At 67.8% G+C, this 14,883-nt stretch carries 14 protein-coding genes and 1 pseudogene; 10 read left to right on the plus strand and 5 right to left on the minus strand.

Annotated features, from left to right (window positions below; all coding sequences use genetic code 11):
* Positions 1-32: 32 nt before the first annotated feature.
* The 8 genes from ACIQWX_RS14660 (at position 33) to ACIQWX_RS14695 (ending at position 9,918) form a co-directional block, all read left to right on the plus strand.
* Positions 33-6,758 carry a polymorphic toxin-type HINT domain-containing protein gene (locus ACIQWX_RS14660; protein ID WP_400869924.1) on the plus strand — a complete coding sequence of 2,242 codons (6,726 nt, stop codon included), beginning with the start codon at positions 33-35 and terminating at the stop codon, positions 6,756-6,758.
* A 5-nt stretch (positions 6,759-6,763) separates the two neighbouring features.
* Positions 6,764-7,141 (plus strand): hypothetical protein, encoded by a 378-nt coding sequence (locus ACIQWX_RS14665; RefSeq protein WP_400869927.1) that lies wholly within the window; start codon positions 6,764-6,766, stop codon positions 7,139-7,141.
* 247 nt (positions 7,142-7,388) lie between these two features.
* Positions 7,389-7,604, plus strand: a complete 216-nt coding sequence (locus ACIQWX_RS14670; RefSeq protein WP_400875761.1) for a colicin E3/pyocin S6 family cytotoxin — start codon at positions 7,389-7,391, stop codon at positions 7,602-7,604.
* A complete protein-coding gene (locus ACIQWX_RS14675) occupies positions 7,601-7,864 on the plus strand; it encodes a hypothetical protein (RefSeq protein WP_400869929.1) in 264 nt (87 codons plus the stop codon). The genes ACIQWX_RS14670 and ACIQWX_RS14675 overlap by 4 nt, the downstream gene beginning before the upstream one ends.
* Positions 7,845-8,198: a hypothetical protein gene (locus ACIQWX_RS14680; RefSeq protein WP_400869932.1), complete on the plus strand. Its 354-nt coding sequence runs from the start codon at positions 7,845-7,847 to the stop codon at positions 8,196-8,198. Before ACIQWX_RS14675 ends, ACIQWX_RS14680 begins: the two co-directional genes overlap by 20 nt.
* Before the next feature lie 50 nt (positions 8,199-8,248).
* Positions 8,249-8,917: a barstar family protein gene (locus ACIQWX_RS14685; protein WP_400869935.1), complete on the plus strand. Its 669-nt coding sequence runs from the start codon at positions 8,249-8,251 to the stop codon at positions 8,915-8,917.
* 406 nt (positions 8,918-9,323) lie between these two features.
* On the plus strand, positions 9,324-9,779 hold the full coding sequence (locus ACIQWX_RS14690) for a hypothetical protein (protein WP_400869937.1): 456 nt from the start codon (positions 9,324-9,326) through the stop codon (positions 9,777-9,779).
* Positions 9,769-9,918 (plus strand): hypothetical protein, encoded by a 150-nt coding sequence (locus ACIQWX_RS14695; protein WP_400869940.1) that lies wholly within the window; start codon positions 9,769-9,771, stop codon positions 9,916-9,918. The genes ACIQWX_RS14690 and ACIQWX_RS14695 overlap by 11 nt, the downstream gene beginning before the upstream one ends.
* A 15-nt stretch (positions 9,919-9,933) precedes the next feature.
* Here the strand turns inward: ACIQWX_RS14695 and ACIQWX_RS14700 are convergent, their stop codons facing one another.
* Together ACIQWX_RS14700 and ACIQWX_RS14705 are read right to left on the minus strand one after the other, a co-directional pair.
* Positions 9,934-11,157 (minus strand): hypothetical protein, encoded by a 1,224-nt coding sequence (locus ACIQWX_RS14700; RefSeq protein WP_400869944.1) that lies wholly within the window; start codon positions 11,155-11,157, stop codon positions 9,934-9,936.
* A 27-nt stretch (positions 11,158-11,184) separates the two neighbouring features.
* Complete coding sequence (locus tag ACIQWX_RS14705) at positions 11,185-11,430, minus strand: hypothetical protein (RefSeq protein WP_400869946.1); 246 nt, start codon at positions 11,428-11,430, stop codon at positions 11,185-11,187.
* Between the two features lie 254 nt (positions 11,431-11,684).
* Between ACIQWX_RS14705 and ACIQWX_RS14710 the strand changes: the two genes are divergently transcribed.
* Both ACIQWX_RS14710 and ACIQWX_RS14715 read left to right on the plus strand, forming a co-directional pair.
* Positions 11,685-12,011 carry a hypothetical protein gene (locus tag ACIQWX_RS14710; RefSeq protein WP_400869948.1) on the plus strand — a complete coding sequence of 109 codons (327 nt, stop codon included), beginning with the start codon at positions 11,685-11,687 and terminating at the stop codon, positions 12,009-12,011.
* A 243-nt stretch (positions 12,012-12,254) separates the two neighbouring features.
* A pseudogene (locus ACIQWX_RS14715) lies at positions 12,255-12,510 on the plus strand (phosphoketolase); the annotation flags it as partial.
* 42 nt (positions 12,511-12,552) lie between these two features.
* On the opposite strand, the gene ACIQWX_RS14720 reads toward ACIQWX_RS14715, so the two are convergent.
* From ACIQWX_RS14720 to ACIQWX_RS14730, 3 genes are all read right to left on the minus strand, one after another.
* Entirely contained in the window at positions 12,553-13,566 is a 1,014-nt protein-coding gene (locus ACIQWX_RS14720; RefSeq protein ID WP_400869951.1) for a hypothetical protein, read from the minus strand.
* A 95-nt stretch (positions 13,567-13,661) separates the two neighbouring features.
* Complete coding sequence (locus tag ACIQWX_RS14725; RefSeq protein ID WP_400869954.1) at positions 13,662-14,300, minus strand: ATP-binding cassette domain-containing protein; 639 nt, start codon at positions 14,298-14,300, stop codon at positions 13,662-13,664.
* A gap of 234 nt (positions 14,301-14,534) precedes the next feature.
* Positions 14,535-14,699, minus strand: a complete 165-nt coding sequence (locus ACIQWX_RS14730; RefSeq protein WP_400869956.1) for a hypothetical protein — start codon at positions 14,697-14,699, stop codon at positions 14,535-14,537.
* Positions 14,700-14,883 lie beyond the last annotated feature (184 nt).

Raw genomic sequence — 14,883 nt, forward strand, 5'->3', positions numbered from 1 at the left:
TCCCCCTTCGCGACCCGAATCTGGAGTTCGGCATGTCCGGAAGACGTTTCGTGCCCCAGCTCGCCCTCGTCCTGGCCGCGGTCATGGCCACGACGACGGTGCAAGCCGTCCCCGCCGCGGCCGACGAGCCCAGCTACGTCCACCTTCCCGAGCTGCAGCAGGAGAAGTCCGTGCCCGGCGGGCCGGTGCCGGTGCGCCCGCTGCCGGTCAACGCCGTCGACCAGGCGGCCGCCCGGCCGCGGCCGGAGGCGAAGTGGCCCGGCGCGGCCACCGCCGAGGCGACGGCACCCGCGGCAGCCGCGCGATCGGCCGCGACACCGGGCTTCCGGCAGGCCGGTTCACTCCCGGTCGCGGTGGCCGTGGCCGCCCCGCCGGCGCAGGCCCGCTCGGCCGCGTCCGCCGCGGAGGCGAAGGTCCGCGTCGAGACGTTCGACCAGGGCCGCGCGGAAAAGGCCGGTGTCACCGGGCTCGTGCTCGCCGTCGAAGACGCCGGGGGCGCGGCCGGGCGGTCCCTGTCGGTGCGGGTCGACTACCGCGGCTTCGAATCGGCCTTCGGCGGGGACTACGGTTCGCGGCTCAAGCTGGTGCAGCTGCCGGAATGCGCGGCGCGTACGCCCGAACGTCCCGAGTGCCGCACGGCGACGCCGGTGGAAACCACGAACGACGCGGCCGCGCGGACGGTGACCGCTCAGGTCACCCTGCCCGCCGAGCAGCGCGCCACGACGTCCCGGGTCATGCTCGCCGCCGCGGCGGCGCCGTCCGGCGCGGGTGGCTCGTTCGAAGCCACCGGCCTTTCTCCCGCGGGCTCCTGGTCCGCCGGCGGCTCGAGCGGCGACTTCACCTATTCGGTGCCGCTGCGCGTGCCGCCGCCGAACGCCGGGGTCGCCCCGAAGCTGGGTCTCGGCTACTCCTCCGGCACGGTGGACGGCCGCACCAGCGCGACCAACAACCAGGCCGCGGCGCCGGGCGACGGCTGGGAGCTGTCCGCCGGCGGGTTCATCGAGCGCCGCTACAAGGCCTGCGCCGACGACCTCGGCGGCAGCCAGGGTGACCGCAAGACCGGCGACCTGTGCTGGGCCACCGACAACGCGATCCTGAGCCTCAACGGCGTCTCGGCGGAGCTCGTCCTCAAGGACGCCAAGGCCGGACTGTGGGTGCCGAAGCACGACGACGGCTCCCGCATCGAGCACCTCACCGGCGCCACCAACGGCGACGACAACGGCGAGCACTGGAAGATCACCAGCAGCAACGGCACCCAGTACTTCCTCGGCCTCAACCGGTTGCCCGGCTGGAGCGAGGGCAAGCCGGAGACACGTTCGACCGCCACCGTGCCCGTGTTCGGCAACAACCCCGACGAGCCGTGCGCCAAGACCGCGTTCGCCGACTCCTGGTGCCAGCAGGGGTACCGCTGGAACCTCGACTACGTCGTCGACCCCAACGGCAACGCGACGACGTACTACTACGAGCCCGAGACCAACTTCTACGGCCGGGACATGGCCGCGGACAAGCAGACCTCCTACGTCGCCGCGAACTCCTTGCGCCGCATCGAGTACGGTCTGCGCGCGAACGCGCTGTTCGCGCCGGCGCCGTCTCGCGTCTGGTTCGACACGGCGGAGCGATGCCTGCCGACGAGCACCTTCGCCTGCAACCCCGACCAGCTGACCAAGGACACCGCGAAGAACTGGCCGGACGTGCCGTTCGACCGGATCTGCAAGGCCGGCGAAAAGTGCGACAACCGGACCTCGCCCGCGTTCTTCAGCCGCAAGCGGCTGGTCAAGGTGCTCACCCAGATCCGCCGAGACGACGTCACCGGCGACGCCCAGTGGCGTGACGTCGACGCGTGGACGCTGCGGCACGAGTTCCCGGACACCGGCGACGGGCTGTCCCCGGCCCTGTGGCTCGCCGGAATCACCCACACCGGACTGGCCGGTGGCAGCGAAGCCCTGCCCGAAATGGTGTTCCACGGTCTTTCGATGCCGAACCGCGTGTCGACCGGAGACGGCCTGCCGCCGATCACCCGCTACCGCATCGAGCGCGTCCAGAACGAGGCCGGTGGCATCACCGAGGTCAAGTACTCCGACCGCGAGTGCGTCTGGGGCTCGGCGATGCCGGCGAACCCGGAGAGCAACGGGAAACTCTGCTTCCCGAGCTGGTGGCTGCCGGAACACGGTTACGACGCGGTCCTGGGCTGGTTCCACAAGTACGTCGTCAAGGCGGTCACCGAGGACGACCGGACCGGTGGTTCGGCGCTGAAGAAGACCGCTTACGACTACCTCGGCGACGCCGCGTGGCACTTCGATGACGCCGAATTCAGCGAGCCGAAGCACCGGACCTGGTCGCAGTGGCGCGGGTTCGGCGAGGTCCGCACGACCACCGGCGAGCCGGGCACCACGCAGACGGTGACGGTCGAGAAGTTCCTGCGCGGCATGGACGGTGACCGGTTGCCGAGCGGAACCCGCTCGATCCAGGTGGCGCCGTCCGAAGGCGCCAAGGTCACCGACGCCGAGGCGCTGGCCGGGTTCACCCTGGAATCGCAGTCGTACGAGGGCGGCAAGCTCGTGTCCTCGTCGGTCAAGGTGCCGTGGCTGCACGGTCCGACGGCGACCGCGGGCGACGACAAGGCGTACATGACCAACGTCGAGACCACCCGCGGCCGCACGCTGCTCGGCGACGGGACCTGGCGGCGCACGGAGGTCAAGAACTCCTTCGACGGCCACGGCAACGTCGTGGCTGTCGACGACGCGGGCGACCTCGCGGTGACCGGCGACGAAACCTGCGCCCGGACCGAGTTCGCGGCGAACGACACCGCGTGGATCCAGGACCGCCCCTCGGGCGTGCGCACGGTCGCTCTCCCGTGCTCGGCCGACGAAAACACCCCCGGCAAGCTGATCGGCAAGGTCCGCCAGAGCTACGACGGCCTCGCCTCCGGCGCCGCGCCCACCAAGGGCAACCTGACCGCGACCGAACGCTGGACCGGCACGGACTGGCAGCTGACCCAGGGCACGACCTACGACGACCTCGGCCGGCCCGTCAAGGTGGTCAACTCCGACGGGGACGAGGTCACGTCGGCGTACGAGCCGGGGCCGGAATTCGGCGTCCGCAAGGTCACCAAGACCGATCCGCTGGGATACCAGTCGGTGACCACGATGGACCCGGCGCACGGCCTCACGACGTCCGATGTGGACATCAGCGGGCGCCGTGCCGACATGGAGTACGACGCGCTCGGCCGGCTCGTCCGCGCCTGGGCCCCGGGTCAGTCCAAAGCGGACAAGAAGGATCCGACCAGCACGTTCGGCTACCGGTACCGGACCGACGCGCCGACTGTCGTCACGACGGGTTCGTTGCGGGAGGACGGCGGCTACACGACGTCGTACACGCTGTACGACGGCATGCTGCGCGAGCGCCAGACGCAGCTGCCCGCCGTCGCGGGCGGCCGGATCGTCAACGACTGGTTCTACGACTCCCGCGGGCTGAAGGCCAAGGTCAACGGCTCGTACTACAACGACCAGGCCGCGGGCGACGCGTTGCTCGGCGTACTGGACAACGCCGTGCCGAACCAGACGGTCACCGAGTTCGATGCCCAGCAACGCGAGACCGCGGTGATCTTCCGCAAGCTCGACGTCGAGCAGTGGCGGACCAGTTCGAGCTACGCGGCCGACCGCGTGACGACCGTCCCGCCACTGGGCGGGACCACCACCACGGTCATCCGCGACGTCCACGGCAACGCCGTCGAGAAGCGCCAGTACCACGGCCGCGAGGCGACCGGGGACTACGACTCGACGAAGTACGAGTTCGACGTGCGCGGCCTGATGACCGCGCTCACCGGCCCGGACAACGCGAAGTGGAGCTACGAGTACGATCTCCTCGGCCGCAAGGTCGTCGACCACGACCCGGACACCGGCGAGCGGCGGTACACCTACACGGCGTTGGACCAGCCCGAGACCACGACCGACGCTCGCGGCGTCCGGCTGCGGTCCGAGTACGACAAGCTCGGCCGCCAGGTCGCGCAGTTCGAGCGCCTGGCCGCCGACGCCGCCGAGACGAAGGTGGCCGGCTGGTCCTACGACAAGGTCAAGCGCGGCACGGTGGACGCGTCGACCCGCTACGCCGGCGGCAAGGACTACACCAAGCAGGTCGTGTCCTACGACGCGGCGAACCGGCCCACCGAGACCAAGGTCGTCATCCCCGACGACGAAGGCAAGCTGGCCGGCAGCTACACGTTCAAGACGTCCTACGACGCGAAAACCGGTCAGGTGACGTCGCGTACCCAACCGGGCGCGGGCGGCCTGGATCCGGAGCTGATCAGCTACTACTACAACGACCTCGGGCTGCCCACCGAGACCCAGGGCACCGACACCTACGTCCCGGAGCACCTGTACTCCAAGTACGGGGAGACGCTGCGGCTGACGCTGGGCTCGGGCAGCAAGAAGGTCTACACCTCGATGTTCTACGAGGAGGGCACGCGGCGCCTTTCCGGCGTCGACGTCCAGCGCAACCTCGAGAGCGGGGCCTACCTGGCCAAGCGCAGCTACGGCTACGACCCGGCGGGCAACATCACGAAGCTCGCCGACACGCCGCCGGGCTCGGTCGGGGACGTCCAGTGCTTCGGTTACGACTACCTCAAGCGGCTGACCAGCGCGTTCACCCCGAAGACCGGGAACTGCGGCGAACAGCCGTCGGTCGCCGGGCTGGGCGGGACGGCGCCGTACTGGCACGAGTACGCCTACGACAAGGGCGGTAACCGCACGTCCGATGTCGAGCACACGGCGGCGGGGGACAGCACGCGGACCTACGCCTACGGCGGCCCGGACGGCGCCCAGCCGCACACACTCCGGACGGTCACCCAGACCGGGCCGACCGGCACGGCGAAGGACGAGTTCGCCTACGACCCCACGGGCAACACGACCGGCCGCAAGGTGTCGGGTTCGTCGCAGACCCTCGAGTGGGACGCGAGCGGGCGCCTGGCGAAGCTGAAGGAGCACGACGGCCGTGAGTCGTCGTTCGTCTACGACGCCGACGGCGGCCGGCTCATCAAGCGCGAGTCCGGGACCACGACGCTCTACCTCGACGGCATGGAACTGGTCGTGCGGAACGCGACCCAGGAGCTGACCGGGCGGCGGTACTACGACCACGGCGGCTCCGAGGTCGCGGTGCGGACGTCCGGCTCGGGTGGTGGTCTGTCGTGGTTGCTGGGCGACCACCAGGGCACGGCGTCGATGACGATCAACGCGTCCACTTTGGACGTGAAATCGCGGCAGGCCGATCCCTTCGGGAACCCGCGGGGGAAGCAGCCGGCGTCGTGGGCCGACGACAAGGGGTTCGTCGGCGGCACGAAGGACGACAGCGGCCTGACCCACCTCGGCGCGCGGGAGTACGACCCGGTCACCGGCCGGTTCGCCTCGGCCGACCCGGTGCTGGACGTCGACGACCCGCAGCAGCTCAACGGGTACGCCTACGGCAACAACTCGCCGGTGACGAACTCAGACCCGAACGGCTTGTACTGGAAGACCGTCTCGGTGGCCCAGCGAACCGCGGTGACGACGTTCATCTGGACGCTGTACATCGCCGGGCTGTTCATGCCGATCGTGATGCTCGTGGCGGTGACGTACTGGGTCGTGCAGGTCTTCTACTACCGGATTTGGATCGACCCGCCGTGGGCGGGCGGCGGTGGCGCGGGCGCGGGCGATGCGAAGCAGCAGGCGCTCAAGGAAGCGGGCCTGAGCCAGGCGGAGTACGAGGAAGCGAAGAAGGCCGCGGCGGACAAACGCAGCTGGATCGACGTGGCGATCCAGGTGGGCGGCGACATCCTGCAGGAGATCATCGGCGTGAAGGGCGTCGTCGACAACTGCATCAAGGACTTCAACCTGGCTGGCTGTGCCTGGGAGATCCTGACGTCGCTCCCATGGGGCAAGGTGCTCAAGGGCGGCAAGATCGTCGACAAGATCGTGTCGGCCTTCAAGGACACGCTGACGTGGATGCGCCGCCGCGACAAGGCGGCGTCGGACTTGAGGCGGGTGGAGGAAGCCGAGAAACGCCTGTCGAAAGTCTCCTGCAACAGCTTCCTGCCAGGCACGACGGTCATGATGGCCGATGGCACGCGCCGCCCGATCGAGCAGATTCGTCTCGGTGACCACGTCCTGGCGACGGACGTTTCGACGGGCCGCACCGCATCTCGCGAGGTCGTCGCGACGATCGTGGGTGAGGGCTGGAAAAAGCTGGTGGAACTCCGGATCGTGGGCACCGCCCTGATCGTGGCCACCGATGGTCACCCGTTCTGGTTGCCGGAACAGCAGAGCTGGGTGCGGGCGGACAACCTGCACGTAGGCGACGTCGTGCTGACGGCGAACGGCCGCACGGCGACTGTTGCGGCGGTCCGCGAACTGACGCGGCCCACCCGGGTCCACAACTTGACGGTCGACGCGGATCACACGTACTACGCGGGCGCGGTACTCGTCCACAACTCGTCCTGGTGCACTGACGAGGAGCGCATGGAAGACGCGGCCGACATCGCCGCGGGGCACGCGAACAACAAACATGCCTCCGAGTTCCCCGGGGTCTCCTCCGAGGGCCTCGGGCGACTGACCCAGGACGTCATGCAGAATCCGTCACGTATGAAGGAACTGGGCGGCGGTCGGAAGGCCTTCCTCGGGAAGGACGGTTCGACGATCGTCATCCATGACCCCACGCACCCCGACGGCGGAACGATCTTCCGAAGGGATCCGAGCAAGGTGGACGACTATTGGGAGAAGCTGAATTGAATCCGTTGACCCCGGGTGACTTGCTCGCCTCGGACGAGATCGCGCTGCTGGACCGGGCGCTGCTGGAGTGGGGTGGTCCCGCCCGGTGCAGTGACGAGCTGGCGGTCGGCATGGGGTTCGCGAGTCTCGATGACCTGGTCACCCAGTGCGAACGGCTGCGAGCCGCGCTGAGGACGGGGAGTCCGTTGGCCCCGGTCGACTGGGCTCGGGTGCTGATCGCGGCGGAGATCGTCTTCGTCAGCGATCTGGCGGGCACGGGGTTCGAGTGGCCGACGACGACCGGGCTCGACGACGTGGTGACGCTTCGGACCCTGCGTGGGATCCAGCGGAAGCTGGGGAAGGTAGTTCGCGCGTATTACGGGAAGCGGCCGAGCGAGGCGTGACCGAAGAGCCAGTGGCTGATGGGCAGGGGCGGGAGCGTCTGGTGGAGATCTCGGCGGCGGGCCGGTCCCCGATCGTGGCGACCGACGGTCGCCCGTTCTGGGTACCTTCCCGCGCAGTTGGGTGGATGTGGAGGACCTCCACGCTGGCGATGACCTGCTGATGGCAAGCAGAGCCGCGTGACGGTGTAGGCGATCCGTGAGCTGACTCGGCGGGTGCTGGTTCACAACCTGACCGTGCGTTCCGGGCCTGTCGCCTGCCAAGCCGAAGACGAGCGTCCAGGGTGGCGGCGGGCTCCGCAAGCGGTGGAAGGACAGCAAGGGCGATATCTACGAGTGGGACTCCCCGCACGGTGAGCTGGAAACCTACGACAAACGCCGGCGGCGCCTCGGACCGGTCGATCCGGCCACCGGAGATCCGATCGCCGGCAGGGGCCCGGTGCCGGAATGGACGGTGGAGCCGTGAGTTGGCTGGTCGAGGCCTTTCGGGAAGACGACGAGACTCCCGAGTGGGAGGTGGAACTGCGGCCGGTCGCTCGGGAGGATTTGGAACGAGCGCTGAGCGTGCCGGACCTTTCCGTTCCAGCGTCCTACCTGTTGTGCGTCGGGCAAGTGGTGGTCGCGTTGGGTTTAGCCGACACGACGATCGACCCGAAGCCGGATCTGGATCCGCGCCGGCTGGCCTTCTACCTCAGTGAGGTGGCTGATGAGGGGCCGGCTGCATAAGCACGTACTGGCAGCGGCAGGTCGCGAGGCTGCGCGGGACCTGGACCGTCCGGACAGCGACCGTACGGTCTGGGGGCACACGACTACCTTTCGGCCTTTTGCGTGTGACGCGCTCGCCGGCGGGCTTGGCATCGTCGGCGCGGAGCTGTCCGCGCGGGCGGTGGTCGATGCGGTCGACGAGGAGTTCAGGTCGTTCACCGAACCGGATGGCCGGAAGCTGCTCGCGCACATCGACGACGCGGTCGAGCCGGGTGCGGGCTGGTGGTGGACGAGGGTCCCGGTCGGTGGTCCGGCACGCCGGGAGATGGATGCGATCGTGAGGAACCTGAGCTGAGCAGTGGAGGTGCCGCCCTGTACCGGTTGGTCGATGGGAGCCGGGCCATCGTGCTCGTCGAGGCCGAAGAGCTGGAGGGGTTCTTCGTCTCTTCGGGTGACGGTGCCCCGGAAGTCGTCTTCCGTCGGGCGAACTCGAGTGACGAGCGTCCGCGACAGGTCGAGGATGCGGTTCTCGAGATAGTGAATGCGCGGCGGGACACGGTAGGCGAGTACCTCGTCGGGCGGGTGATCTTCGGTGACTTCGACCCGAAGCGCGTTGCGTTCCGTTTCTTCGGTGACCGGTGTGAATTTCTCGAGGCGGCAGGGATCTGGCGGCGTTGGGCGTCGGAGCCGCCGCTGCGAGCCGGAGAGTGGCTTCGGCTTCCGGTCGGTCACCACCCGGCGTGGCTGCACGTCGTGCAGAACTCGTGGTTCGCCACCGGGCACGGTGCTGTTCGTTACGCAGACGCGGAGGTGATGACACTGAACGGCGCCTCGACCGTGACGAAGGCCGGTTTCTATTGCGCGCTGGGTGAAGCGGCCAATGGCCCGGGCGGCTACTTCGGTGCGAACCTCGACGCACTCGCCGACTGTCTCCGCTCCAGTCCGGCCGGCAAGCGGCCGGCCAGGCTTTTGTGGAATGACTTCGTCTCGTACGAAGAGGCGTTGGGCACGGAGTTCCTCGGTGCTATCACGGCCGTTCTGGAGGAGTTCGGCGTGATCGTCGAGGCTCGGTGAGCGGTCTGACGCCGTCGACCAGCTCGCCCCGGGGGACGATGGCGCTGTTGGGCCGGGCGATCCTCGAGCAGGCTGGTCCGGCCAGGCGCGCGGTGACGAGCTGACTGTCGACTATGAGTTTTCGTCCGATAGGAGGACGACCAACTCCTCGGTGACCGCGAAACCGTACGTCTGAGGGTTCGAATACCCCTTTGAGTACGCAGATGTGAAAAACCCCGATCGGAGGCGGATCATTCAAGCTGCAGGTCAGTGACAAACTTGAGCGTGGGGTTATAGATCAACTCGGTCCTCGGACACCAAAAGTGGTGAACTTTCACCAACCCTCTCACGACAAGCCGATCACCGTTCATGGTGGTCGGCGTTTTGCGTTCCGTAGCCGGGTCGCCCGATCGGGGCGGAGGTCGGCGTGATCGTGGCACCCGTGATCCTCGGCGCAACTACGGACGGACTCCTGGACCGCCTGGCCTCTTCTGTGGAAGCTCTGCCCTTGCCCGCGCTGCTGCCGGACCGAACCCGGTCGGGACTGGAGTACGCGATAGCTCGAGTCAGCCCTTCCGGCCGGGTCTGTGTATGGCCGCTGCTGGACCGGCTGGGCTGGCGCGACGACGTCCGCCTCGCCGTGACAGCGGTCGAGACGTCGGTGCTGATCCGGCCGGACGCCGGTGGCGTGTTCGCGCTGGGGAAGCGGCGGATGGTGGTGTTGCCGATCGCGCTCCGGCGTCGCTGCAGGATTGCCGCGGGCGAGGACGTGGTCGCTGACCCGGCGCGCGGTGTTCTGGTTGTGCATCCCGTCGATGCCCTTGATCAGATGGTGGCGAGCTATCACCCGTTGCTGGCTGGTGGTGATCGTGATGACCGCTAGCTCGATGGAGCTGGATGCGGCCAGGCTGCTGCTGTCGAAAATGGGTATTGCTCCGGCGGATCTGCTTGCCGAGGCCGAGGAGCGGCGAACGGTCCCGACGTTCTCGGAGTACATCCTGCAGGTCTCGCGAGCGGTCTAGCCTTCGACGGCGAGGTCATACGGCTCTTATTGGCGTCGGGTCGAGGAGGCGGGGGGTGGGCGGCGGCTGGATGAGCCGTCGCCGTCGGAGATCAAGCAGTTGGAGCCGGCGAAGTGCCTGCTCGGCGTAGCCGTAACGCATCCGGGTGAGCGCAGCGCCGGCCAGCCGTCGCAGATCGTCCACGTTTCTCACGTGGGTGACCAGTGCCGTCCACAAGCTGTCCGGCGGGCATTCGGTGCGGCGAACCTTGCCGATGTGCTGGGCGAGGTAGTCGGCGACCACGTATCCCGCCACACTGCCTGCTTCCTCGCCGGCTACCGAGCTGAGCGCCGACACAGCGCCGTGCAAACGGCCGGTCGCGTGCGTCAAGGCACGGTCCAGCCACGCGTCGACCGGCACCACCCGCTCGGCGGGCGCGAGGTAGCCCACCATCGCGTTCGGCAGCGCCGTGGCCGGAAGCGGGCTCTGCACGCCGAGCCGGCGGGCCTCGGCCGTGGCCGAGATGGCGGCTTTGCTGTACGGGTCGGGCGCCTGCTCCCACGAGGTGACGACGTCGGGGGCAGCAGCCAGGACCTGGGTCAACCCGGCGTCGGACACCGCCAGCGCGCCTTTGATCCGGCTGTCGACCTCGGCGATCTCGGTCGCACGGCTCCGTTCGGTGTCGTTGAAGGCTTTCGGAACGCTGATCACCCTGGCGAAATCGATCAGGCGAGCCTCCGCGCGTACGTCGTCACCCTCGGCCGGAAGGCGTTTGAACCTGAGGTAGGAGTCGGGCCAGAGTGTGCCGACCACGATCATCCTCGTCCGGACCAAGGTCACCAGGTGTTCCCGCAGCAGTGGCGGATCGGCGCCGAAGCAGCGCTGAAGTTCGTCCAGCCAGAGCACCGTCCACTCGGTCGGTGCTGCGAGCAGGTCGTGGATTTCCTGGGTTCTCGCCTGCTGCACCAGCCACCAGTCGGGGACGACCACCCGGACAGCCTCGCCGAGTGAGCGGGTCTTCCCCCAGGACGATCCGCCGACCAGGAGGACGAAGCAGCCGCGATCGACACCGTGTGCGATCCGGTTGCGGAGCTCGTCGTCGAAGTCGCGCGGGACGTACGAAGGCAGATCGTCGTGGTCACCGTCGCTCGAAATCGCCGGGTGAACGCCCAGTTCGCGCAGGGACGCTTCATCGACGCGGCGTGCGTTGGCTGGTCCCTGGCCCATCGACGCGTTGAGCCGCTGCCACGCACCGACCACCTGCGCGTGTTCCGCTGCCGATACCTGTCACGCCTTGAGCAGGCTTTCCAGCAGGTCCTTCTTCACCGGCCGCCTGCCACGCAGCGCGTCGCTGACGGTGCTCCTCGGCAGGTCTCGCAACCTCTCGCCGGTCTCCGGCAGCCTCTTGCCGATCTTCTCCAGGTCGCCGAGGGTCTTCCCGCTCCGTAGGTGCAATCCGCCGAGGTGCTGGGCGAAGTCGGCCCACGTGTGCACCGCCGAAGGGTCGGAAGGGCCGACGGAGGTCAGTGTCATCACCTTCCGGAGCAGGCGCCGGACGTTCCCGGACAGCCTACGGATGGGCGGGCGGTGAGCGCTACGGCTGCACTTCGCCCCTCACCCGTTCGCCCCATCCGACATCGTCCGCGTGCGTCCGGATCCATCGACCGGCTGTCCGGCCAGTTGCTGCGCTGAGTCCCGGCTACCCCGGAACCACGGCGGAAAGAGGACTCACGATGCGACACCGGCGAGGTACAGGCCACGCAGTGCGGCGACCCAACATCCGGCAAGTGCGGGCACTGCTCGGTCGCTGTGGCTTGAGCGTGCAGGGCTATGACATCGAGTGCGTCGCCACGCTGCCCGGCACCGATGGTCGGCCCGCCTACGGGGCCAGCCCGCACGACGGATCCGGTCGTCCGCTCGTCGGTGCCCGGGGCTGGCCGCTCATCGTGCTGTCGAGGTTGGCGCTCCTCGACGTGGAGACCGCCGTGGTGACGATCTTCCACGAGGTCGCCCATCATCGGTCCTACCGGACGGCTGGTCACGCCGGCACTGAAGCAGCAGCTGAGAGTTATGGGCAGCGGATGTACCGGGAATTCGTCCGGCAGCGGGCCTAGCCGCGCCCGGCCGAGACGCCGGTGACGTACCACCGCCCATTATCGGTGACGGTCGACCTCACTCGGGAACCCCCTGGTCTGACCGTCCAGGGGTCATGCCGCACATGGGTTACAGCGCATTTGGAATCGCGGCGAAAGCGAACCGCACCGGCCACTACGGAGTCGACGACGTGTCGTTCATGATGACCGGCGTGCGGGAGATCCGGGTGCGGATCACGCAGCTAACTGTTGCGGGTCATGACGTTGGCAACGCCAGACTGGCCAGTGATCCTCGCCTACCACGGCTATCCGTGGCTGATCCACTGCCTGGCCTACCGGCGGACCAACCACCACGACATGCACGTGTGCGGCTACACCGAGCACGGTACGACGACCACGCCGTTCGACATGCTGGTGCTCAACCACACGGACCGGTTCCAGCTGGTGCTCGTCGCGACCAGCCCGGGGCGCGCACGGCGAGGACCTGCCCGAGATCCGCGACTGGATCTGGGAGGGCTGACGACATCGAGGGACTCGCCCGTGAGCGAGCCCCTCGAGTCTGCTACCTGTGGTCGTCCAAGCCGTCGACCGCCCGGCGGATGTCCGCGGCCGCGCTCCGAAGCCGGCTGGTACTGCTTTCGAGGCGGTCGAGTCCATCGACAACGGCCTGCAGCTGCTCCGCGGTGACGGGAAGATGGGCCAGCTTGCCGGCGGCTTCTTGAAGAATACTCGCGTTGCCTTCCAGCCTGGTCAGTTCTCCGACGGTGTTTTGGAGTCGCTCCGCACTCGTGGGGAGATGGGACAGTCTGTGAGCGATCTCTTGGAGAGCGTTGGCATTGGTTTCCACGTTGACGAGCTCGTGGGTGGTGCTCTGTAGGTTTTCCACAGTGGTGGGGAGGTGGCCAAGCTTGTCGGCGGCTTCGCGGAGCACGCTCACATTGCCTTCCAGAGGGGTGAGCTCGCTCGCGGCGTTGTGCAGGAGTTCCGCGCTGTCGCGCAGGTGGGACAGCTGGCCGGCCGCGTGGTACAGCATCTCGACGGCGTCGACATTGATCGCCGAGCCGGCAGTTTGGGCCGCGTGCAATTCGTCGCGCAGTTCTTTCATGAGATCAGCCGCTTCGGCGTCGCTCTGTTCGAGCCTGGCAAGTGTGTTCTTGACATCCTCGTCCCGGGACTCGACTGCACCGCCGATCATTTCGGCGAGCCGGTCCTCGGTGAGATGTCGTAGGCCGCGCAGCTGTTGGATACCGCTGCGTTCCCGTTCTTCCTTCCAAGCCCGCAGCTGGTCCGCCGGCCACCTCGTCGCGGCACCGCGTTCATCGACCACCTGGTGGTGCGCATGACAGAGAAAGATCAGGTTGCTGAAGGCGTCGCGCTCTTCATCGGTCATTTTCGGGTCGTACCGCTCGCCTGTAGGCTTCAACGCGCAGATGTGCGCGATCTCCAGCGCTATCTTGTAGGTACCTTCGACCCACTGGACGATCGGTGCCGAGCAGGCGGGCCAATAGCATGTTCCCGCGCTGAGTGAGATCAGAGCGGCCCGATCACCTCGGGTGTAGTCGCGGTTCCCGCTCATGACATCCCCTCCTCGCGGCAGGTGTTCTTCGCCTGGACCTTAGCGATGAAAGCGGGGAACTCCTAGACAGATCAATGACGGAAGCCGGTCAGCGGTCAGTCCGAAGACCTCCCGTGCGGCACCTTGACGACATCGACTGCGGAGGTGCGGCAGTCTGTCGTGATCCGGGTGCGGACACGGACTTCCGCTTCGTCTCGATGATCGAGCTTTCGTGTGCCCAGTGCCGTGTCGAGACCGTCGGGCAACTGCGCGAACCAGCCGCCCAACTGGGCCAGTTCGAGCGCGGTGATCAGCTCGAAGCCGGGCGAGGAAGGCCGGGATAGGCGGAGGTGCTCGCGCAGGGTGCTGTCGAACCGGTGCGTTTCCGGTTCACACCAGGCGATCTGGTCCCGCACTGAGCCGCCGTTGAAGGCGAGGGTGTTCGCGCCGTCGAGGAGGACTCGGTCCGAGGGTGGCGCCAGATAGCGCATCAGCGCCAAGATCACCGGTGCTTTTGCCGCGCCGGAGCGGCCGGTCAGCGCCAGCCGCCGACCGGGACCGATGATTAGGTCGACGTCTTGGGGGGCGTTGACGGGCGCGTCGGGCCAGCGGACGGCCAGACGTTTGGCGGCCAGTGAGCCGCGGCGGGCGCGGTGGGTTCGGTCTGCGCGACCGGGACGGCGTCCAGCTCGTTGAGCCGGCGCGCGGAGTGGCTGGCGCCGAGAGTCTCGTGGTGCACCGTCGTCCGCGGTCATGTAGCCCGGTTGCCCACGCATGTTGGCGCAAAAGCCGGATTTCCTCCTGCCAAGCTGATGCGTGTGGTTAACGAGCAAGATCTTCCGCGACCTTTCAGTCAGGACAGTGCGGTAGATGATTGCGCGGACTCGCTTGCTTAGTTGCCCAGCATCTAGAAGCTAAGAGTTGTTGCTGTCGAGTAAGATCGTCCTCGGACACTGGGTTTAATCCGTGCGGACGGACGCGAGGCCGTGTCAGTCAGCTGAGGCGTGATTCATCGCCTTGCCGGTGAACGCCTTCCTGCGCACGGCGCGGTTGCCGCTGTTCTGGGAAGCCACGCTCACGTAGGGATGGCCGCGGTCGATCACGCGCGCGTGGGTTCCAAAATTGGCTCTGCGGATCTGCTGGCGAAGCAACACACTACGTGTGTGGCCCGACCGGCCACGACGGGCTTCCGCCACCCTCCTGTCGGCCAACGGATTTCCGGGTTGGGTAGCCCCAGAAGTGACCGGTCGGGAATTACCTGCACCTCATCTAGGACGGCGAGCTTGGGAGCGGAAATGTTCGCTTCTATCTCCGGGACGTCTTGAATCTTGTAGTCGG

Origin of the sequence: Amycolatopsis sp. NPDC098790 (assembly GCF_044759945.1) — a bacterium.
Taxonomy (GTDB): Bacteria; Actinomycetota; Actinomycetes; order Mycobacteriales; family Pseudonocardiaceae; genus Amycolatopsis.